Here is a 19129-nt window from a genome sequence, read left to right as displayed (position 1 = left end):
CGACGCTCTGCGGAGTGCGAGGGCGTGGCATCCGGCGTTCTCGGGGGCGGTGTCGCGGGATTCAGCGAGGGCGGGAGTAGATCGTTCCGTCGCGGGCGCGATCGAGAAGCCCGGCGTCGACGAGGTAGCGACGCATGGCCGCGACGTCGTCGACGACCTCCGCGAGCCGGTCGTTGAGGGCTCTCTCGCTCAGCGTCTCGCCGGGCTGCATCATCCGCTCGGCGATACGCGCGAGAACCTCGTCGCGATCGCCGGCCCGGGATGGGTACGTCACGAGCCGACCGTTGACGAAGAAGCGGTTCGCACCTGTCGGGCGGGGCGGCGAGGGTGCGGCGGCGAGAGCCACACGGAAGACGTCGGGCTCCATGCGCCACCCCGCCCCGTCGGGCGAGATGAGGCCCGCCTCACGCAGGGAGTCGAGGACGCGCCTCCGCTTTCCGGGCGACAGCGCGTCCAGCGTCGGCTCGACGGATGTGTCGAGCACGATCCGCGCGTAGACCTCGCGCGCGCTGTCGTCGGCGAGGGCGGAGACCAGGGCGCGCCAGGCGTTCGGAGACATCGCTCCAGGGTATGCGCGGGTTCTGCACATCGGGCGATAGCAACCGCCTGTCCACGGAACGGCAGTTTCCGCCCGCGCGGCGGGGCCCGTCTGCCTAGCGTCGTCGCGTGACCGATACGCCCCTTCCCGAAACCGCGATGGCCTCGCGTGCCGTGGGCGATGCGTCCCCGCAGGCTGCAGCGGCACCGGGGGAGCGCGGGGCCGAACCTCCGTCGAACGGCGCCCTGCAGCCGCGCACCCGCCTGGGGATCGGCGCGGTCATCGTGCTGGTGCTCCTCGCGTTCGCCGTGACGATCTGCATCGGGATGCTGCGGGGTGCGACCGGCGCGGAGGTCATCGAGCCCACGGCATCGCCCTCTTCCTCCTCCCGGGCGATACCGGCGGCGACGGGGCTGTACGCCCACGTCGCGGGAGCGGTCCGTGAGCCGGGACTGTATCGCTTGGACGCCGGTGACCGGGTTGCCGATGCGATCGCCCGAGCCGGGGGCTTCGCCGAAGACGCGCAGCGCGACGGGGTGAACCTCGCCCGTCCCGTGGCCGACGGCGAGCAGATCGTCGTCCCCGTCGTCGGGGCCGAGACCGCCGCTCCCGCGTCGGGCGCGGGCGGCGACTCGAGCGGGCCGCTCGACCTCAACACCGCGACCCGCGACCAGCTCGACGAGCTTCCCCGCGTCGGACCGGCGATGGCCGACCGCATCCTCGCGTGGCGCGAGGCGAACGGTCGATTCACCAGCGTCGACGATCTGCTCTCCGTGCCGGGAATCGGCGAGAAGATGCTCGCCGGGCTGCGAGACCTGGTGCGCGTGTGAGGGGTCGCCCCGGGGCGCGCCGGCGCTCTCTCCGTGCGGTCTCCGTCGCCGCGGCGACCTGGATCACGGCCGGCGTGGCCACCCTGATCCCGGATGCCGCCCCGCTCACGGTGGCCCTCGTTCTGGCGGCCTGCGTGGCCACCGCGCTCCTCGCGTGGCGAGGCGTGGCGCTGCTGGCCGTCGTTGCCGTGGCTCTCGCGTGCGCGTCCGCGACCGCGGGGGCCGTTGCGTCCGTGGGTCCGACCCGTTCCCAGATCGCTGCGCTCGAAGCCGGCGGGGGGAGGCAACTCGCCCTCGCGGTGATCGTCACCGGACGCATCGATGGGTCGCCCGACGGCGGCGCGTGGTTCGACGCGGTCGCTTCGAGCGTCCGCGCGGGAAAGCTGAGCGTGACGGGCACGATCCCCACGCGCGTCCTCGTCGACGCGGAGGGGCGGGCCGCGCTGGCCGTCGCGAGCATGGGCAGCGAGGTCCGGCTGACAGGGAGAGCCGTCCCTTCCGACCCGGGGGAGCGAGCCGCGCTCGTCGTGCGGGCGACCTCGATCGAGTCCGCCTCGACTCCGACAGGGATGTGGGCGTTCTTCGAGGGGCTCCGCGACGGACTCGTCGCCTCGACGCGCGGCCTTCCGCAGCCGGGGGCGGGTCTTGTGCCGGGTCTCGCGGTGGGTGATACCTCGAGCCTCGACCCCGCCACCGAAGCCGCGATGAATGCGTCCTCGCTCTCGCACCTCACCGCGGTGTCGGGGGCGAACTGCGCGATCGTCGTCGGTGCGGCGTTCGCTCTCCTGGCGCTCTGCGGTGCCTCCCGCGTCGTGCGGGTGGTCGGCGCGATGCTCGTGCTCACGGCCTTCGTCACCCTCGTCACACCCGAGCCGAGTGTCGTCCGCGCCGCCGCGATGGCAGCGGTGGCCATGCTCGCGCTGGCGCTCGGGCGCCCCGCGATCGGTGTCGCGGTGCTTTCGCTCGCGGTGACGGTGCTGCTGGTGGTCGACCCGTGGCTCTCCCGGTCCCTCGGCTTCGCCCTCTCCGCCGCGGCCACCGGTGCCCTGCTCGTGCTCGCCCGACCGCTGGCCGGCGGCCTGGAGCGCTGGATGCCACGCGCCCTCGCGCTCGCCCTCGCCGTGCCCACCTCGGCCCAGCTCGTGTGCGGACCGCTGATCGTGCTCATCGACCCGCACGTCCCCCTGCTCGGCGTCGCGGCGAATCTCGTCGCCGACCCTGCCGCCGCTCCGGCGACGATCGCGGGGGCCCTGGCCTGCATCGCCCCGTTTCCTTGGCTTCGGGACGGACTGACGGCCCTCGCCTGGGTTCCGGCGGCGTGGATCGCCGCGGTCGCGCACACCACCGCGGCGGTGACGGCGCAGAACCTGCCGTGGCCCGACGGGCTCGCGGGGGCCGCGCTGCTGGCCGTGGTGGGTGCGGCCATCAGCGTCTGCGTCGTGCGACCCCGGCGGCTTCCCCGGATCACCGCGCTCTCCTCTGCCGCCGTCGCCGTCGTCCTCGGCCTCGTGCTGGGCCAGACGGCCGTGCGCACGGTCGCGGGCCCCCTGACCGTACCCAGCGCGTGGCAGGTCGCGATGTGCGATGTCGGTCAGGGCGACGCGACGCTGTGGCGATCAGGCGACGCCGTCGCTCTCGTGGACACCGGACCCGAGCCCGAAGCCCTGACGCGGTGCCTGCAGACGTTCGGGGTGGACCGTCTGGCTCTCGTCGTCCTCACGCACTTCGACCTCGACCACGTCGGCGGATCGTGGGCAGTCGTGGGCCGGGCCGATCTCGTCGTCCACGGCCCACCCGATGGCGCGGCCGACAAACGGTTGCTCGACCGGTTCGCCGCCGCGGGGGCGCGGATTCGACCCGCCGGGATCGGGCTGACGGGATCCGTCGGCACGACGCGGTGGCAGGTTCTCGGGCCGCCGCCGAACGCCGACCCCGGCAACGACGCGTCCGTCGCCCTCGATGTGGTCGGAACGGGCTTTCCCCGCACCGTCCTGCTCGGCGATCTCGGTGAGCAGGCGCAGTCCGCCCTCCGGCGCCGTATCGATGTTCCGCGCGTGCAGGTGGTGAAGGTCTCGCACCATGGCAGCGCCGACCAGGATGCGCTGCTCTACCGAGGCCTTCTCCCGAGGATCGGGCTCATCGGTGTGGGCGCCGACAACGACTACGGTCATCCGACCGCGAAGCTCCTCGGCATCCTGACGTCTCTCGGCACCACCGCCGCGCGCACCGATCGCGACGGAGCCCTGGCCGTCTGGCTCGACGGTGAGGGGCGGGTGACACTGTGGCGAGAGCGGGCGGCTGCGGATGTCGGGAGTCCCGCGTCGACCGGCGATGTCGGAACCGATCGGTAGGCTGGGGGAGTGACCCCGGCTCCCCGACGCTCCGCGCCTGCCAAGGCGAAGTCGGCCATTCCGCAGGTGTCGTGGCGGTCTCCCCAGCCCGCGCCCCTCGTCCTGGTCTCCGGCCCCGAAGAGGTCTGCGCCGAGCGCGCGATCGCGGGCATCCGATCGATGTTGAAGAGCGAAGACCCGAGCCTCGAGGTCACCGACATCCGCGCCGACGACTACGCCGCCGGCACCCTGCTCAGCGTCACGTCGCCCTCTCTGTTCGGCGAACCCCGCCTCGTGCGGGTCAGCGGCGTCGAGAAATGCAGCGACACCTTCCTCACCGAGGCGGTGTCGTACCTCGCCCACCCGCAAGAGGGTGCCACGGTCGTCCTTCGTCACACGGGAGCCAGCGTTCGCGGCAAGAAGCTGCTCGACGGCATCCGCGCCGGTCAGGGCAGCGGCATCGAGATCGCCTGCCCCGCGGTCAAGCGAGACTCGGATCGCTTCGACTTCGCGGTCGGCGAGTTCAAGGCCGCGCAGAAGCGCATCGCCCCGGTCGCCCTCCGCTCGCTCGTCTCCGCGTTCGCCGACGACCTCACCGAGCTCGCCGCCGCCTGCCAGCAGCTCATCTCCGACGTCCCCGGCGACATCGACGAGCGCACGGTCGAGCGCTACTACGGGGGGCGCGTCGAGACCTCGGCCTTCACCGTGGCCGACACCGCCATCGCCGGGCAGTACGGGCCCGCTCTTCTCGCGCTGCGGCACGCGCTGGCATCCGGAGCCGATCCCGTGCCCCTCGTCGCCGCCGTCGCCATGAAGCTGCGCACCATGGCCCGTGTCGCGGGAACCCGGGAGTCGTCGTCGATGCTCGCGCAGCGCCTCGGCATGAAGGACTGGCAGGTCGACCGTGCCCGCCGCGACCTCGTCGGGTGGACCGGCAACACGCTGGGCATGGCGATCCACGCCACCGCACGCGCCGACGCCGAGGTCAAGGGCGCATCGCGAGATCCCGTCTTCGCTCTCGAGCGCATGATCACGATCATCGCGACACGGGCACCCTACGGCGGCTGATCGGCCGTCTGTGCGTGCGGATCGCTCCGACCCCGCCGCAGCGCGCCTGTGCGACGCTACGGCGGGGTCGGAGTCAGGTCGCAGATGCTATCCGCGCATCGAGGATCTCGAGCAGACGCCGACGCCACGGAGTCGCCGACCACCCGTGGTCCGCGCCGTCCACGACGGTGAGCGACGCGCCCGGCAGCAGGTCCGCGTATCGCGTGCCGTACTCCACCGGCACGATCCTGTCCTGCGTTCCGTGTACGACATCCGCGGGACCGGTGTACTTCGCGACCGGGCCGTACACGTCGAGCCCCGTGGTCACCTCGTCGATGAACGCCATGCCCAGCGGCATCCCCCCGAAATCGAACCAGCCCTGTTCGCGAGCCGGTGCGAGGGGCTGGCCCTGAATGGCGTCGTGCACCGTGATGTCGTCGACGACGACGCCCGCCGGAGACCACAGCGTCAACGTGCGAATCAGCTCGGGCACGTGAGCTGCGGCGAGAGCGGACTCCACCGCGCCGAGGCTGTGCGCCACGACATCGACGGGCCCCTCGACGGCGAAGGCACGGATCATGCCGACCACCTGATGGACCTCGTCGCCGATCGTGATGTCGGCGAAGTCCCCGTCGCTCATGCCCTGGCCGAGCCGGCTGTAGCTGCGAACCACGGCGCCACGATCGACGAGGTGACGCGCCGTCTGCACGAACAGCTGGTGCCCGCCCGTCGCGTCGGCACTGAAGCCGTGAACCAAGAGCACTCGCGGCGCGTCGGCGGAGGCGCCGGCGACGGGCTCCCACTGCCATCCGCGCAGAGTGCGACCGCCGTGGGAGAGGCTGAGGGGCGTGAGTCGCGGGTCGGCGGCCATCAGTTCGTCCGCTCCGACCAGCCGGCGGGCAGGTCGCCGGGGGCGGTGTCGATCACGGTCTCGTCGTTCTCGCCGACGTGCTCGAAGAGCGTAATGTGGGCGAACTCCGGAACGACGTAGATCGGATAGGTGGGACCCTCGTCGCGGTAGCGCTGCATGTCGTCGAGGTGGTCGTTCTGGAAGAGCACGGTCTTATGCCCGTCGAGCTCGATCCAGCGCGGGAAGAAGATGGTGCCGTGCAGCACTCGAGACGCGGGCAGCACGTTCACGACGACGCTCGTACCCGTCGGCTCGTTCCACGAGACCTTGTAGACACCCGGCGCGAGAGCGACGAGGTCCACCGTCTGATCCTTCACCCAGCGACCGCCGACGTGGCCGCTGTGGATGCGGTAGTCGATCGTCGTGGCGTTCTTGGCGTACATCTCGTACTGCCAGCCGTTGGCGTAGGTGTAGATGAAGCGGTGGCCGACGATGCCGGAAAGATCCTGGGTCGGCTCGGGGTGGGCGACGGTGGTGGTGATATCCATGCGATGATTTTGTGACCAAATTAGTTTTCTGTCAAACACTTCGGGCTCGTACACTTGCCCCATGGCTGAGGGCACCTCGATCACCGCGCGACTGCTGAGCGACCGGCTCGGCCCCCTCCGCCGCGCCGTCTCGCGGGCCTCCCGGTCGTCCGCCGCTCTGCCCGACATCCCCGACGCGCAGATCGAGGTCATGCGCTGCCTTTCGACGACCGGCACCCGCACCCCGTCGGAGCTCGCCGACGCGCTCGGTCTCGCGCGCTCGACCGTCAGCAACCTGCTGTCGCAGATGGAGCGGAGCGAACTCGTCGAACGCCGTCTTGTCTCGGGAGACGGGCGCCGCACCCAGGTCGGGCTGACCCCCCTCGCCGCCGCGCGACTGCGCGCCTTCGACGACGCCGCGACCGCGGTGCTCGTCGCCGCGCTCCAGGATCTCCCCGACGGTGATGCCGCGGCCATCGCCGCAGCGCTCCCCGCACTCGAACGCCTGCACGACCGCGTCGTCGACCGGTGAGCCGACGCGGCCGATGCGGGCCCCCGGAGGTCGAGCCGGATCAGGTCGACGCATAGCAAAAGGCCCGCCCCGCGCAATGCGGAGCGGGCCTCGAGAATCGGCGACTCAGAGAGCGGCGACCGACTTCGCGATGGCCGACTTGCGGTTCGCGGCCTGGTTCTGGTGGATGACACCCTTGCTCACGGCCTTGTCGAGCTTCTTGGTCGCGGTGGCGAGCGCCTTGAGGGCGGCTTCCTTGTCACCGGCGACGACGGCCTCGTTGGTGCGACGCACGTGCGTGCGGAGTTCGCTCTTGACGGCCTTGTTGCGCTCGCGCGCCTTCTCGTTGGTCTTGTTGCGCTTGATCTGCGACTTGATGTTCGCCACGTCGAGGGTCTTTCGTTTGAGTGAGTATGGGATTGTGCCGGGCGAGCGGTAGAGGGGCGCTGCACCGGCGATCGTGGAGGTCGGGAAAAACCCCACACGCAAGCCAAGGACCGAGTCTATCAGGTCGCTGCCTCGATCGTGGTGAGCGCCACCTCCAACAGCGCGTTGAACACGCGGGGTCGCATCGCCGTGACGAGGTGCGTCGTGCGCGGGACCACGACGAGCTCCGCGTGGCGCGCGACGGCGAGGAACAACCTCTCGTTCATCCGCAGTTGGTCCCATTGCCCGTTCACGAACCACAGGGGCACGTCGATCCGGCGGAGGGATGCCAGCAGGTCGAGCGTCGAAAGCGACGCCAGGGCCGTGTCCTGCGCGTCGAAGGCGTACCCGCCGGCTCCGAAATCAGGCCGCGTCTCCGGAGGGAGCGTGCGATCGAGCACGCGGTTCGTCAGGCCCAGGCCGCGATCGGGGAGGCTGTCGAAGCGTCGCGTGAAGAACCGGTAGGCAGAGAGCCCGATTCCGCGGGGGATCGAGGTGCAAGACGCCGCCACCAACCCCGCCACCGGAGGCCGATCCTCGCTGCCGACGTAATCGATGCCCAGCAGCCCACCCATCGAGTGCCCCACCAGCAGCACGGGGCCGAGCGTCGCGGCATCCCGAACCGCGCCATCGATCGTCGCGAACGCCGCATCGAGCGAGAACACCTCACCCCGGCGCGTCCCGTGCCCGGGGAGGTCGACGGCGGTGACGGGCGTACCTCGGTCTCGCAGACAAGCAACCTGTGCGCGCCACATCGTCGAAGACGTGCGGATGCCGTGCACGAGCACGACCCGGACCGCCACGGCATCCATCGTAGAAGCGCGAGAACCGCCGGGCGCCCAGGCCCCGCTGCGTCGAGATCACGTAGCCTCGCCCAGATCACACGACGTACCGTGTGGCTCTGCCCAGATCACGTGATCTCGCGTCAGAAGCAGGGCGCCAGAAGCTCCGGATGCCGGAACCCTGAGCACCCGCGGACGGGGATGTCGGCGCACCACCGTAGAATCGACGGAACATGTCACCGCGCGCCCTGAAGCCCCTCGAGCCGTCTGCCACTCCGCCGGAGCAGATCCGCAACTTCTGCATCATCGCTCACATCGACCACGGCAAGTCGACGTTGGCCGACCGCATGCTGCAGATCACCGGCGTGGTCAGCGACCGCGATATGCGGGCGCAGTACCTCGACCGCATGGACATCGAGCGCGAGCGCGGCATCACGATCAAGTCGCAGGCCGTGCGTATGCCGTGGTCGACCACCGACGGCACCTTCGCCCTCAACATGATCGACACGCCCGGGCACGTCGACTTCACCTACGAGGTCAGTCGGTCTCTCGCCGCCTGCGAGGGCGCGATCCTGCTGGTCGACGCCGCTCAGGGCATCGAGGCTCAGACGCTGGCCAACCTGTACCTGGCGCTCGAGAACGACCTGACGATCATCCCGGTGCTGAACAAGATCGACCTGCCCGCGGCCGACCCCGACAAGTACGCCGCCGAGCTCGCCGGTCTCATCGGCGGCGACCCCGCCGACGTGCTGCGCGTCAGCGGGAAGACCGGCATGGGCGTCGAGGAGCTGCTCGACCTGATCGTCGAGAAGATCCCGGCCCCGGTCGGCAAGGCCGACGCCCCGGCACGCGCGATGATCTTCGACTCGGTCTACGACGCCTACCGCGGCGTCGTCACCTACGTGCGCATGATCGACGGTTCGCTGCAGCCGCGCGAACGACTGCAGATGATGTCGACCGGCGCGACGCACGAGGCCCTCGAGATCGGCGTGTCCAGCCCCGAGCCGGTGCCCACCAAGGGTCTCGGCGTCGGCGAGGTCGGTTACCTCATCACGGGCGTGAAGGACGTACGCCAGTCCAAGGTGGGCGACACGATCACGACGCACCGGAAGCCCGCCACCGATGCGCTCCCCGGCTACACCGATCCGAAGCCCATGGTCTTCTCGGGCATCTACCCGATCGACGGCAGCGACTACGCCGAGCTGCGCGAGGCGCTCGACAAGCTGAAGCTCTCCGACGCCTCGCTGCAGTACGAGCCCGAGACCTCCGTCGCTCTCGGCTTCGGCTTCCGCTGCGGATTCCTGGGCCTCCTGCACCTTGAGATCATCACCGAGCGTCTCTCGCGCGAGTTCGGGCTCGACCTGATCACCACCGCGCCGTCGGTGACGTACGAGGTCACCACCGACACCGGTGAGACCGTGTCGGTCACCAACCCCAGCGAGTACCCCGACGGGCGCGTCGCCTCGGTCTCGGAGCCGATCGTCAAGGTCGGCATCCTGCTTCCGAAGGATTACGTCGGCACCGTCATGGAGCTCTGCCAGACGCGCCGCGGCACCCTGCTCGGCATGGAGTACCTCAGCGAGGACCGCGTCGAGCTGCGCTACCACATGCCCCTCGGCGAGATCGTGTTCGACTTCTTCGACCATCTCAAGTCGCGCACCCAGGGTTACGCGAGCCTCGACTACGAACCGGCCGGTCAGCAGACCGCCGACCTGGTCAAGGTCGACATCCTGCTGCAGGGCGACAAGGTCGACGCGTTCAGCTCGATCGTGCACCGCGAGAAGGCCTATGCGTACGGCACGCTCATGGCCGAGCGCCTGCGCAAGCTCATCCCGCGCCAGCAGTTCGAGGTGCCCATCCAGGCCGCGATCGGTGCGCGCATCATCGCGCGCGAGACGATCCGCGCCATCCGCAAAGACGTCCTGGCCAAGTGCTATGGCGGTGACATCACCCGAAAGCGCAAGCTCCTCGAAAAGCAGAAAGAGGGCAAGAAGCGCATGAAGATGGTGGGCCGCGTCGAGGTTCCGCAGGAGGCGTTCATCGCCGCCCTGTCCGGCGACGTCGAGACCAAGAAGTAACGCACCACACCGAGAGGGGTGAACCATGCGCAGGCAGAACTTCACCGATGACACGGTCGACTACGCGGCTGTCGGCGCCACCCAGGCGCATGATCTGATGCAGTACCCGCCCGAGAACTCCGTTCCCGCAGAGGACGCGTGGCGTATCGGCAGCGGTGAGGAGCGCTTCGCCTCGGCGAGCGAGCTGCTGCTGTCGTGGGCTCCGCTGCGCAACGGCGAGCTGAGCATCAGCGATGTGCGCCCGGCATCGGGCGAGGGGTACTCGGGCGTCGGCTTCGACGCCGACGGCGCACCCGTCGCGCCCAGCAGCCTCGAGGCCGAGCAGCGTTTCGCCGCCGACGGCACGCCCTTCGTCAGCCCTGGGACGGGTGTCCGCCTGCATGGCAAGGTCGACGGTCACCGCGCCGACGCCGAGCTGCGCGTCATCTCGGTCTTCGAAGAACCGCGCCGCGTCGGGTTCATCCTCGGCACGGTCGGTCACTCGATCGTCAGCGGCGAAGAGCTGTTCGCGGTCGAGTGGCGCGACAACGACGAGGTCTGGCTCGTGGTCCGCGCGTTCGATCGCCCCACTGCTCCCACCTACCGCCTCTTCACCAGCCGCGTGCGCCGCCGCCGCAAGGCGCTGTTCGCCCGGTACCTGCGCGCCATCTCGCCGCTGTACGCGTCCTGATGGGCGGTCCCCTCCCGCTCGGAGACCCCGCCCCCGTCGACGGACACCTGCCGACCGACCTCGACATCGACCCGGCGGCCGATTTCGGCGTGTACCTGCACGTTCCCTTCTGCCGGGTGCGCTGCGGCTACTGCGATTTCAACACGTACACCGCGAGTGAGCTGCGCGGCGCCCGGCAAGACGATTTCGCCGACACGCTCGCCGCCGAAGTACGCCTGGCGGGGGGAGTGATGGATGCCGCGGGCGGCCGCCGCCCGGCATCCACCGTGTTCTTCGGAGGAGGCACGCCCACGCTTCTGCCGCCGGGGGATCTGGCGCGGATGCTCGCAGCGGTGCGCGACGAGTTCGGGATCGACGCCGCTGCCGAGGTCACCGTCGAGGCGAACCCCGACACGGTCGACGACGCCGTCGCGCGCACGCTCGCCGACGCCGGAGTCACCCGCCTGTCGATCGGCATGCAGTCGGCGCGACCGCACGTGCTCGCGGTCCTGGACCGCACGCACGACCCCCTGAACGTCGCCACCGCCGTGGCCGCAGCTCGCCGGGCCGGCCTCGACGTGTCGGTCGACCTCATCTACGGCGCGCCGGGGGAGTCGCTCGACGACTGGCGTGCGTCGCTCGAGGCAGCCATCGCACTCGAACCCGACCACATCTCGGCGTACGCGCTGATCGTCGAAGACGGCACGAAGCTCGCACGCCAGATCCGCTCGGGCGTCGTGTCCATGCCCGATGACGATGTGCAGGCCGACATGTACGAGCTGGCCGACGAGCTGCTCGGTGCCGCCGGGTTCGACTGGTACGAGGTGTCGAACTGGTCGCGGGGCGTCTCGCACCGCTCGCGGCACAACCTCGCCTACTGGCGCGGGAGCGACTGGTGGGGGTTCGGCCCCGGTGCGCACAGTCACGTCGGCGGCCTGCGCTGGTGGAACGTGAAGCACCCCGCGGCGTACGCGCAGCGCCTGGCCGCGCTCGAGTCTCCGGCCGCGGCGCGGGAACGTCCCGACGACACGGCGCGCCGACTCGAGTCGGTGCTGCTGCGCAGCCGTATCCGCGAGGGGCTGGCGGTCTCGGAGATCCTCGGCGAAGGGCGTAAGGCGGTCGCATCCCTCATCGCCGACGGCCTGATCGAGGGCCGGGATGCCGTGCGGGGACGCATCGTGCTGACCCTGCGCGGGCGCCTGCTGGCGGATGCCGTGGTGCGAGCGCTCACGGTCTGATCCGCGAGCCCCCGGCACCGTGTCGGACCGATCCCGTAGAATTGGCACTCCGCAGATGCGAGTGCCAGACGGGAGGAGCAGCTCATGGTGTCGGAACGAGGCCTCCAGGTGCTCCGCGCAATCGTCCAGGATTACGTCGATACGCGCGAACCCGTCGGCAGCAAGGCGATCGTCGACCGCCACGCGTTCGGGGTGTCGGCGGCGACCATTCGCAACGACATGGCATTGCTCGAGGACGAAGAGCTCATCGTCGCCCCGCATACCTCGTCGGGGCGCGTCCCCACCGACAAGGGCTACCGCGTCTTTGTCGATCACCTCGCAGAACTCCGCCCGCTCTCGGGCGCCCAGCGCAGCGCGATCACCTCGTTCCTCGACGAAGCGGGCGATCTCGACGACCTGCTCGCCCGCACCGTCCGCGCGCTCACGCAGCTGACCGGACAAGTCGCGATCGTGCAGTATCCCTCGTTCGCCCGTGCCAACGTGACCCACGTCGAGCTCGTCGCCCTCGGCGGACCGCGCGTGCTGGTGATCCTCGTCACCGACACCGGCCGGGTGTCGCAACGGATCGCTCTCGTGCCCGCCGAGCCGAGCGAGGCAGACATCGTGCAGCTGCGCGCCCGCGTGGGGGCGGTGCTGGTCGGACGCAGCGTCGCCGACAGCTCGCACCAGGTGCAGGCGGTGCTCGCCGACGGACCACGGCCCGGTGTCGCCCTCGACGCGATCTCCGACGCGGTGCTGCGCATCGTGGGCGAAGAGCTCGAGGAGTTCCGCCAGGACCGCCTCGTCATGGCCGGGGCCGCGACGCTCGCCCGGCGCGAGTCCGACTTCCGCGGCAGCATCTACCCGCTGCTCGAGGCCATCGAGGAGCAGGTGACGCTCCTGCGTCTGATGAGCGAGATGGTCGCCGACGAGAAGGGCCTGTCGGCCAGCATCGGCCGCGAGAACGAGCCCTTCGGTCTCGTCGAGGCCTCGGTGCTGGCCAGCCGCTACGACGGCTCGACGGGCGGAGCGCGTGTCGGCCTGCTGGGCCCTACCCGCATGGATTACTCCTCCAATCTCGCGGCGGTCCGAGCCGTCGCGCACTATCTGACCCGGATGCTCGAAGACGACGACACGTCTCGCTGACGCCGAACTCACCGAGCACCCCACCCGAGAACGACCCCGCGCAAGCGGACAGGAAGGCGATTGTGGCTGACCACTACGAGGTCCTCGGCGTCGAACGCGACGCCAGCCCCGAAGACATCAAGAAGGCGTATCGCCGTCTGGCGCGCCAGCTGCACCCCGATGTGAACCCCGGAGACGACGCCTCAGAGCGCTTCAAGCTCGTCACCCACGCCTACGACGTGCTGAGCGACCCGGAGCAGCGTCGCCGTTACGACATGGGGGGCGACCAGAGCCCCTTCGGCGGCGGGGGAGCGGCCGGCTTCGGAGGCTTCAGCGACATCTTCGAGACGTTCTTCGGTGGCGGCGGTCAGGGCGGCGGCGGCCGCGGACCCCGTCCGCGTTCGCGTCGTGAGCGCGGCCAAGATGCCCTCGTGCGCGTCACCCTCGACCTGGGCGACGTCGTCTTCGGCACCCACCGCGACCTCGAGGTCGACACCGCCGTCCTGTGCGAGACCTGCCAGGGAGCCTGCACGCAGCCCGGCACCAGTGAGGTCACCTGCGACATCTGCCACGGCTCCGGCCACGTGCAGCGCACGGTGCGCAGCCTGCTCGGCAACGTCGTCACCAGCGCTCCCTGCAGTGTCTGCCAGGGTCACGGCACGACCATTCCGTACCCGTGCGGCACCTGCCAGGGGCAGGGGCGCGTGCGCGCTCGGCGCACGGTGTCGGTCGACATCCCCGCCGGTGTCGAGTCGGGCCTGCGCCTGCAGCTGCCCGGCTCCGGCGAGGTCGGGCCCGCGGGCGGTCCCAACGGCGACCTCTATCTCGAGATCACCGTCGAGACGCACGAGTCCTTCAGCCGAGAGGGCGATGATCTGGTCGCAACCCTCGAGGTGTCGATGCCGGATGCCATCCTCGGCACGAACACCACGATCCAGTCCCTCGACGGCAGCGTCGACCTCGAGGTGCGACCGGGCGTGCAATCGGGAGATGTCCTGACCATCAAGGGCCGCGGGATCACGCCGCTGCGGGGGAGCCAACGAGGAGACCTCCGCGTCGGCGTGCACGTCGTCACCCCCACCCGCCTCGACCACAAGGAGCGCGCCCTCATCGAGGAGTTCGCGAAGCGCACGAAGGCCCCGAAGCCCCGCCTGGCCGAGCACCAGCAGGGCATGTTCAGCAAGTTCCGCGACCGCTTCCGGCACTGATCGTGGCACTGCACTTCGTCACCGACGACGCCGGTCCCGCCCGTCCGGGCGACACCGTCGAGCTCACCGGCGCCGAGGCGCACCACGCCTCGGCCGTCCGGCGCGTGCGCGTCGACGAGGCGGTGACGCTCGGCGACGGTCGCGGTGTGTGGCTGTCGGGCATCGTGACCGCGGCGACCCCGAAACAGGTCGACGTGCGCGTCACCGGGCGCGACGAGCTGCCCGAGCCCTCTCCGCGCTTCGTGCTCGTCCAGGCCCTCGCCAAGGGCGACCGCGACGAACTCGCCGTGCAGGCAGCCACCGAGCTCGGTGTCGACGCGATCGTGCCGTGGCAGGCAGCGCGAAGCGTCTCGCGCTGGGATTCGAAGGCCGAGAAGGGTCTCGCGCGCTGGCGCGCCATCGTCCGCGAAGCGGCGAAGCAGGCTCATCGTGCCTGGATACCCGAGGTCCGGGCGGTTGCGCGCACCGCCGACCTCGTCGAGGCTGCGGGCACCGCTGTGATCCTGGTGCTCGAGCCGTCGGCATCCGCTCGCCTCACCGAGGTGGCCGCGGAGGCGTCGGACGGCCGCGAGGTGCTGCTTGTCGTCGGCCCGGAGGGCGGGATCGCGCCCGAGGAGCTCTCAGCGCTCGTGGCGGCCGGCGCGCGGCTCGTGCGCCTCGGAGACACGGTGCTGCGGACATCGACCGCGGGGGCTGCGGCGATCTCGGTGCTGTCGGCGGCATACGGGCGCTGGTGACGGCGTTCCGTCTTTCCGCTCCGGCGCTCGCGGGGATCGAGGCCCGACGTCTCAGCCCCGATCTCCGGGCCGTGCCGGCGCCTCGGAGAGCGACGGATGCCGGAACCCCCGACCTGGGTGTCGGAGGCCGTCACTAGACTGGATGCTATGAGCGAACCGTCGATCTTCACGCGCATCCTGCGGGGCGAGATCCCCGCCGAGATCGTGGCCGAGACCGAGAACGCCTTCGCGATCCGCGACATCGCGCCTCAGGCGCCGGTGCACCTGCTCGTCATCCCCAAGACGCAGCAGTACTGCAACGTCGTCGAGCTGGCCGCGGGCGATCCCGACCTGCTCGCCGAGATCATCGGGCTCGCCCACTCGGTTGCCGCCGCGCACGCCGACGGCGACTTCCGCCTCATCTTCAACACCGGCGAGGGCGCCGGCCAGACCGTCTTCCATGTGCACGCCCACGTCCTCGCGGGTGGCCTGAACGAAAAGAGCTTGGGTGGCTGATTCCGCCGAAGAAACCGTCTCCGACCACATCCAGGTCGACGGCGTGGCCATGGTGCAGCTTCTCGGCCCGCAGGATCGCCTCCTCCGCGTGGTCGAGAAGGAACACCCCGACGTCGACGTGCACGTGCGCGGCAACGAGATCACCCTGTCGGGCGCACCCGGTGCGGTGCGCGCGGCCCGCGGCCTCGTCGACGAGCTGCTCAGCATGACCCGCTCGGGGCAGGGCCTCGACCCGTCCGACGTGTCGAGCTCGAACCGCATGCTCTCCGACGGCGGTCCCCGACCCTCCGAGGTGATGGGCGAGGCGATCCTCTCGTCGCGCGGCAAGACCATCCGTCCCAAGACCGCGGGCCAGAAAGAGTACGTCGACGCGATCGACGAGAACACCATCGTCTTCGGCATCGGCCCCGCCGGTACCGGCAAGACCTATCTGGCCATGGCCAAGGCCGTGCAGGCGCTGCAGCGCAAAGAAGTCAACCGCATCATCCTGACGCGGCCGGCCGTCGAGGCGGGGGAGCGGCTCGGGTTCCTCCCGGGCACGCTCACCGACAAGATCGACCCGTATCTTCGCCCGCTCTACGACGCGCTCAACGAGATGATGGACCCCGACATCGTCCCCAAGCTCATGGCGACCGGCACGATCGAGGTCGCGCCGCTGGCGTACATGCGCGGTCGCACGTTGAACGACTCCTTCGTCGTGCTCGACGAGGCGCAGAACACCACTCCCGAGCAGATGAAGATGTTCCTCACGCGCCTCGGCTTCGGCACGCGCATGGTCGTGACCGGCGACATCACGCAGGTCGATCTCCCGCAGGGCGCCTCGGGACTGCGACTCGTCACGCGCGTACTCGACGACATCGACGACATCCATTTCTCCCGCCTCACCAGCGACGACGTCGTGCGCCACAACCTCGTGGGCCGCATCGTCGACGCCTACAGCGAGTACGACGAGAAGCGCCTGGCCGCACGTCGCGAACGCGACGAGGCATCCGAATTCGCCACCCGTGCGGAGCGACGCGGCCCGAGCGCCGCCGGTCCCCGCGATCACCTCCCGAGACGAAACCGCTCATGACGATCGAGATCAACAACGAGTCCGACCACCAGATCGACGAGCAGGTCCTGCTGCGTCTGATGGAGTACAACCTCGCGGAGCTGCACGTCAGCGCCGACGCCGACGTGGCCATCGTGCTCGTCGACGAGGGCGCCATGGAATCCCTGCACGTGCAGTGGATGGACGAGCCCGGCCCCACCGATGTGCTCAGCTTTCCGATGGACGAGCTGCGTCCCGGTTCCGAAGACGCCCCCACGCCCGCGGGCTTGCTCGGCGACATCGTTCTCTGCCCGGCTGTGGCCGAAACCCAGGCCGTCGCTGCGAAGCACTCCACACAGGACGAGCTGATCCTGCTCACGACCCACGGGCTCCTGCACCTCCTCGGCTTCGACCACGCCGAGCCCGACGAGGAGCGCGAGATGTTCGGCCTGCAGCGCGAGCTCATCACCGGCTTCCAGGCCGTCGAGCGCCAGCGCCGCGCATGACCGAGGCCCTGCTCCTCGTCGCCGCGTTCCTCCTCGTCGCCTTCGGCGGCCTGATGGCGGCATTCGAGGCGGCGCTGGGCGTGACTTCGCGAGTCGACCTGATCGAGCTCGGGTCGGGCGGCCGCAACGCGCGGTCTCTGCGTCGCATCGGCGACGACACGAACGCCCACGTCACCGCCGTCTCCTTCATCCGCGTCCTCGCCGAGACGACCGCGGCTGTGCTGGTCGCCGCGGCCTTCATGCTCATCTTCGACAACATCCTGCTCGCGGTCCTCGCGGCGGCCGTGCTGATGACGGGTATCTCCTTCGTCGCCGTCGGCGCGAGTCCGCGTTCCGTCGGACGGCAGCACGCTCGCGGGCTGCTCCGTGGGGGAGCGCCGGTCATCCGCGGCATGCGCATCCTGCTCGGACCCCTCGCCCACGGCCTTGTCGCGGTGGGCAACCGCGTGACGCCCGGTGTCGCCCACTCGACCTCGTTCGCGTCCGAGGAGCAGCTGCTCAGCATCATCGACGAGGCCGCCGAGAACGAATTGATCGAGCAGGACGATCGCGAGCTCATCCACTCGGTCTTCGACTTCACCGACCGCTACGTGCGCGAAGTCATGGTCCCCCGCACCGACATGGTGAGCGTGGATGCCGCGGCCACCTCCCGCGAGGCACTCGCGCTGTTCCTCGAGAAGGGGGTCTCCCGCATCCCCCTCGCCGACGACGAGGCGGACGACGTCGTCGGCGTGCTGTACCTCAAGGACCTCGTCCAGTTCGGCTTCCGTGACGAGGCCGGTTGGCGCGATGCCCCGATTCGGCGCATCGCGCGTCCGGCCGTCTTCGTCCCCGAGTCGATGAAGGCAGAGACCCTTCTCCAGCAGATGAAGAAGGACGCCGTGCACGTCTGCCTCGTCGTCGACGAGTACGGCGGAGTCGCGGGCCTGGTGACCCTCGAAGACCTGATCGAAGAGCTCGTGGGCGAGATCGCCGACGAGTACGACGCCCCGTCCACCGAGATCGTCGAGCTGGGCGACGGCCGTTACCGCGTCAACGCGCGCCTCGGCCTCGACGAGGTCGGCGACCTGTTCGGTCTCGAACTCGACGACGAAGACGTGGATTCCATCGGCGGCCTTCTGGGCAAGGCCCTGGGCCGCATCCCACAGCCGGGCGCGACGGCCGAGCACTCCGGTCTCGTCATGACCGGGGGCGCCTCGCGCGGTCGCAACCGCGGTATCGCCACGGTGATCGTGGAGCGGGCTGAGACGATGGACGAAGAAGACGCCGAGGCAGAGCCCTCGCCGCGTGAGAGGAACGACAGATGACCGACACCCGATCCGGCTTCGTGACCTTCGTGGGCCGGCCGAACGTCGGCAAGTCCACGCTGACCAACGCCCTGGTGGGCGAGAAGGTCGCCATCACGAGCGACAAGCCGCAGACCACCCGCCGCGCCATCCGCGGCATCGTCAACCGTCCCGGCGGTCAGCTCGTGGTCGTCGACACTCCCGGCATCCATCGTCCTCGCACCCTTCTCGGTCAGCGTCTGAACGATCTCGTCGAACAGGTGCTCGGCGACGTCGACGTGATCGCGTTCTGCGCCCCCGCGACCGAGAAGGTCGGTCCCGGCGATCGCCGCATCGCCGAATCGCTCTCGGGTTACCCGCGCGCGAAGAAGGTGGCCCTCGTCACGAAGACAGATGCCGCGACGCGCGATCAGATCACCGAGCGACTCATCGAGGTCGACACGCTTCGCGAGGACTGGGCTGCGGTCATCCCGCTCTCAGCCGTCACGAACGACCAGCTCGACGTGCTGAGCGACGAGCTCCTCGCCCTCATGCCGGTCGGCCCCGCGCTGTACGCAGACGACGTGGTCACCGACGAGGCCCTCGAGGACCGCATCGCCGAGATCATCCGCGAGGCAGCCCTTCACGGCGTTCGCGACGAACTCCCGCACTCGATCGCGGTGACCGTGGACGACGTCGCTCCGCGCGAGGACAGCGACCTCACCGACGTCTGGGCGAACATCGTCGTCGAGCGCGACAGCCAGAAGGCGATCATCATCGGCAAGAAGGGTTCGCGCCTGGCCGACGTGGGAGCGCGCGCCCGCGCCGGCATCGAGCCGCTCGTCGGCGGTCGCGTCTATCTGTCCCTGCACGTCCGCGTCGCCAAGGAATGGCAGCGCGACCCGAAGCAGCTCGGTCGCCTCGGCTTCTGACCGCCCCTCTCCGAACCTGTCGTGCCCGGTCGCGGCTCGGCGGCGA

The 19129-nt window shown here is 70.1% G+C and carries 20 protein-coding genes; 15 read left to right on the top strand and 5 right to left on the bottom strand.

The window, feature by feature from the left end; translation table 11 throughout:
- Window positions 1-61: 61 nt before the first annotated feature.
- Complete coding sequence (locus tag QE416_RS13645) at window positions 62-559, bottom strand: DUF2087 domain-containing protein (protein ID WP_307316971.1); 498 nt, start codon at window positions 557-559, stop codon at window positions 62-64.
- A gap of 107 nt (window positions 560-666) precedes the next feature.
- On the opposite strand from QE416_RS13645, the gene QE416_RS13640 reads away from it, so the two are divergent.
- The 3 genes from QE416_RS13640 to holA all read left to right on the top strand — a co-directional run bounded on the left by QE416_RS13640 (window position 667) and on the right by holA (window position 4766).
- Window positions 667-1368, top strand: a complete 702-nt coding sequence (locus QE416_RS13640) for a helix-hairpin-helix domain-containing protein (RefSeq protein ID WP_307316970.1) — start codon at window positions 667-669, stop codon at window positions 1366-1368.
- Window positions 1369-1442: 74 nt separating this feature from the next.
- Window positions 1443-3719 carry a ComEC/Rec2 family competence protein gene (locus QE416_RS13635; protein ID WP_307316968.1) on the top strand — a complete coding sequence of 759 codons (2277 nt, stop codon included), beginning with the start codon at window positions 1443-1445 and terminating at the stop codon, window positions 3717-3719.
- Between the two features lie 9 nt (window positions 3720-3728).
- Window positions 3729-4766 carry a DNA polymerase III subunit delta gene (gene holA / locus QE416_RS13630; protein WP_267787185.1) on the top strand — a complete coding sequence of 346 codons (1038 nt, stop codon included), beginning with the start codon at window positions 3729-3731 and terminating at the stop codon, window positions 4764-4766.
- A 73-nt stretch (window positions 4767-4839) separates the two neighbouring features.
- On the opposite strand, the gene QE416_RS13625 is transcribed toward holA, so the two are convergent.
- Together QE416_RS13625 and QE416_RS13620 are read right to left on the bottom strand one after the other, a co-directional pair.
- Window positions 4840-5616 carry an alpha/beta fold hydrolase gene (locus QE416_RS13625; RefSeq protein ID WP_307316966.1) on the bottom strand — a complete coding sequence of 259 codons (777 nt, stop codon included), beginning with the start codon at window positions 5614-5616 and terminating at the stop codon, window positions 4840-4842.
- On the bottom strand, window positions 5616-6143 hold the full coding sequence (locus QE416_RS13620) for a phenolic acid decarboxylase (protein ID WP_267787187.1): 528 nt from the start codon (window positions 6141-6143) through the stop codon (window positions 5616-5618). The genes QE416_RS13625 and QE416_RS13620 overlap by 1 nt, the downstream gene beginning before the upstream one ends.
- A gap of 61 nt (window positions 6144-6204) precedes the next feature.
- Here QE416_RS13620 and QE416_RS13615 point away from each other — a divergent pair, with 61 nt between their 5' ends.
- On the top strand, window positions 6205-6654 hold the full coding sequence (locus tag QE416_RS13615; RefSeq protein ID WP_267787188.1) for a MarR family winged helix-turn-helix transcriptional regulator: 450 nt from the start codon (window positions 6205-6207) through the stop codon (window positions 6652-6654).
- Window positions 6655-6759: 105 nt separating this feature from the next.
- Here QE416_RS13615 and rpsT read toward each other — a convergent pair whose 3' ends face one another.
- Window positions 6760-7020, bottom strand: a complete 261-nt coding sequence (gene rpsT / locus QE416_RS13610; protein ID WP_210074874.1) for a 30S ribosomal protein S20 — start codon at window positions 7018-7020, stop codon at window positions 6760-6762.
- 119 nt (window positions 7021-7139) lie between these two features.
- A complete protein-coding gene (locus QE416_RS13605; protein WP_307316963.1) occupies window positions 7140-7862 on the bottom strand; it encodes an alpha/beta fold hydrolase in 723 nt (240 codons plus the stop codon).
- Between the two features lie 212 nt (window positions 7863-8074).
- Here QE416_RS13605 and lepA point away from each other — a divergent pair, with 212 nt between their 5' ends.
- From lepA to era, 11 genes are all read left to right on the top strand, one after another.
- Entirely contained in the window at window positions 8075-9919 is a 1845-nt protein-coding gene (gene lepA, locus QE416_RS13600; protein ID WP_210074878.1) for a translation elongation factor 4, read from the top strand.
- A gap of 25 nt (window positions 9920-9944) precedes the next feature.
- On the top strand, window positions 9945-10589 hold the full coding sequence (locus QE416_RS13595; protein WP_307316961.1) for a DUF1990 family protein: 645 nt from the start codon (window positions 9945-9947) through the stop codon (window positions 10587-10589).
- On the top strand, window positions 10589-11806 hold the full coding sequence (gene hemW / locus QE416_RS13590; protein ID WP_307316960.1) for a radical SAM family heme chaperone HemW: 1218 nt from the start codon (window positions 10589-10591) through the stop codon (window positions 11804-11806). The genes QE416_RS13595 and hemW overlap by 1 nt, the downstream gene beginning before the upstream one ends.
- An 84-nt stretch (window positions 11807-11890) precedes the next feature.
- The gene (gene hrcA / locus QE416_RS13585) at window positions 11891-12931 is read left to right on the top strand and encodes a heat-inducible transcriptional repressor HrcA (protein ID WP_267787192.1); all 1041 of its coding nucleotides are present in this window, start codon (window positions 11891-11893) and stop codon (window positions 12929-12931) included.
- A gap of 62 nt (window positions 12932-12993) precedes the next feature.
- Window positions 12994-14118, top strand: coding sequence for a molecular chaperone DnaJ (dnaJ, locus tag QE416_RS13580; protein WP_267787193.1), 1125 nt, complete (start codon window positions 12994-12996; stop codon window positions 14116-14118).
- 2 nt (window positions 14119-14120) lie between these two features.
- Window positions 14121-14855: a 16S rRNA (uracil(1498)-N(3))-methyltransferase gene (locus QE416_RS13575; RefSeq protein WP_307316957.1), complete on the top strand. Its 735-nt coding sequence runs from the start codon at window positions 14121-14123 to the stop codon at window positions 14853-14855.
- A 147-nt stretch (window positions 14856-15002) separates the two neighbouring features.
- Window positions 15003-15350, top strand: coding sequence for an HIT domain-containing protein (locus QE416_RS13570; protein WP_307316954.1), 348 nt, complete (start codon window positions 15003-15005; stop codon window positions 15348-15350).
- A 49-nt stretch (window positions 15351-15399) separates the two neighbouring features.
- On the top strand, window positions 15400-16422 hold the full coding sequence (locus QE416_RS13565) for a PhoH family protein (RefSeq protein ID WP_267789409.1): 1023 nt from the start codon (window positions 15400-15402) through the stop codon (window positions 16420-16422).
- Entirely contained in the window at window positions 16419-16886 is a 468-nt protein-coding gene (ybeY, locus tag QE416_RS13560; RefSeq protein ID WP_210074894.1) for an rRNA maturation RNase YbeY, read from the top strand. The genes QE416_RS13565 and ybeY overlap by 4 nt, the downstream gene beginning before the upstream one ends.
- Window positions 16883-18193 carry a hemolysin family protein gene (locus QE416_RS13555; RefSeq protein ID WP_267787196.1) on the top strand — a complete coding sequence of 437 codons (1311 nt, stop codon included), beginning with the start codon at window positions 16883-16885 and terminating at the stop codon, window positions 18191-18193. The genes ybeY and QE416_RS13555 overlap by 4 nt, the downstream gene beginning before the upstream one ends.
- On the top strand, window positions 18190-19083 hold the full coding sequence (era, locus tag QE416_RS13550; protein WP_307316951.1) for a GTPase Era: 894 nt from the start codon (window positions 18190-18192) through the stop codon (window positions 19081-19083). The genes QE416_RS13555 and era overlap by 4 nt, the downstream gene beginning before the upstream one ends.
- Window positions 19084-19129 lie beyond the last annotated feature (46 nt).

This window comes from Microbacterium sp. SORGH_AS_0421 (genome assembly GCF_030818635.1).
In the GTDB taxonomy this organism is placed as follows: Bacteria; Actinomycetota; Actinomycetes; order Actinomycetales; family Microbacteriaceae; genus Microbacterium.
Note: the sequence above shows the minus strand (reverse complement) of the source record. Positions and strands in the feature narration are given on the sequence as shown.

What these genes read in the sequence shown, in the direction of transcription:
- QE416_RS13645 (WP_307316971.1), bottom strand. Translation starts at nt 559, where the DNA reads ATGTCTCCGAACGCCTGGCGCGCCCTGGTCTCCGCCCTCGCCGACGAC.
- QE416_RS13625 (WP_307316966.1), bottom strand. Translation starts at nt 5,616, where the DNA reads ATGGCCGCCGACCCGCGACTCACGCCCCTCAGCCTCTCCCACGGCGGT.
- QE416_RS13620 (WP_267787187.1), bottom strand. Translation starts at nt 6,143, where the DNA reads ATGGATATCACCACCACCGTCGCCCACCCCGAGCCGACCCAGGATCTT.
- QE416_RS13615 (WP_267787188.1), top strand. Translation starts at nt 6,205, where the DNA reads ATGGCTGAGGGCACCTCGATCACCGCGCGACTGCTGAGCGACCGGCTC.
- lepA (WP_210074878.1), top strand. Translation starts at nt 8,075, where the DNA reads ATGTCACCGCGCGCCCTGAAGCCCCTCGAGCCGTCTGCCACTCCGCCG.
- QE416_RS13595 (WP_307316961.1), top strand. Translation starts at nt 9,945, where the DNA reads ATGCGCAGGCAGAACTTCACCGATGACACGGTCGACTACGCGGCTGTC.
- hemW (WP_307316960.1), top strand. Translation starts at nt 10,589, where the DNA reads ATGGGCGGTCCCCTCCCGCTCGGAGACCCCGCCCCCGTCGACGGACAC.
- hrcA (WP_267787192.1), top strand. Translation starts at nt 11,891, where the DNA reads ATGGTGTCGGAACGAGGCCTCCAGGTGCTCCGCGCAATCGTCCAGGAT.
- QE416_RS13570 (WP_307316954.1), top strand. Translation starts at nt 15,003, where the DNA reads ATGAGCGAACCGTCGATCTTCACGCGCATCCTGCGGGGCGAGATCCCC.
- QE416_RS13565 (WP_267789409.1), top strand. Translation starts at nt 15,400, where the DNA reads ATGGTGCAGCTTCTCGGCCCGCAGGATCGCCTCCTCCGCGTGGTCGAG.
- ybeY (WP_210074894.1), top strand. Translation starts at nt 16,419, where the DNA reads ATGACGATCGAGATCAACAACGAGTCCGACCACCAGATCGACGAGCAG.
- QE416_RS13555 (WP_267787196.1), top strand. Translation starts at nt 16,883, where the DNA reads ATGACCGAGGCCCTGCTCCTCGTCGCCGCGTTCCTCCTCGTCGCCTTC.
- era (WP_307316951.1), top strand. Translation starts at nt 18,190, where the DNA reads ATGACCGACACCCGATCCGGCTTCGTGACCTTCGTGGGCCGGCCGAAC.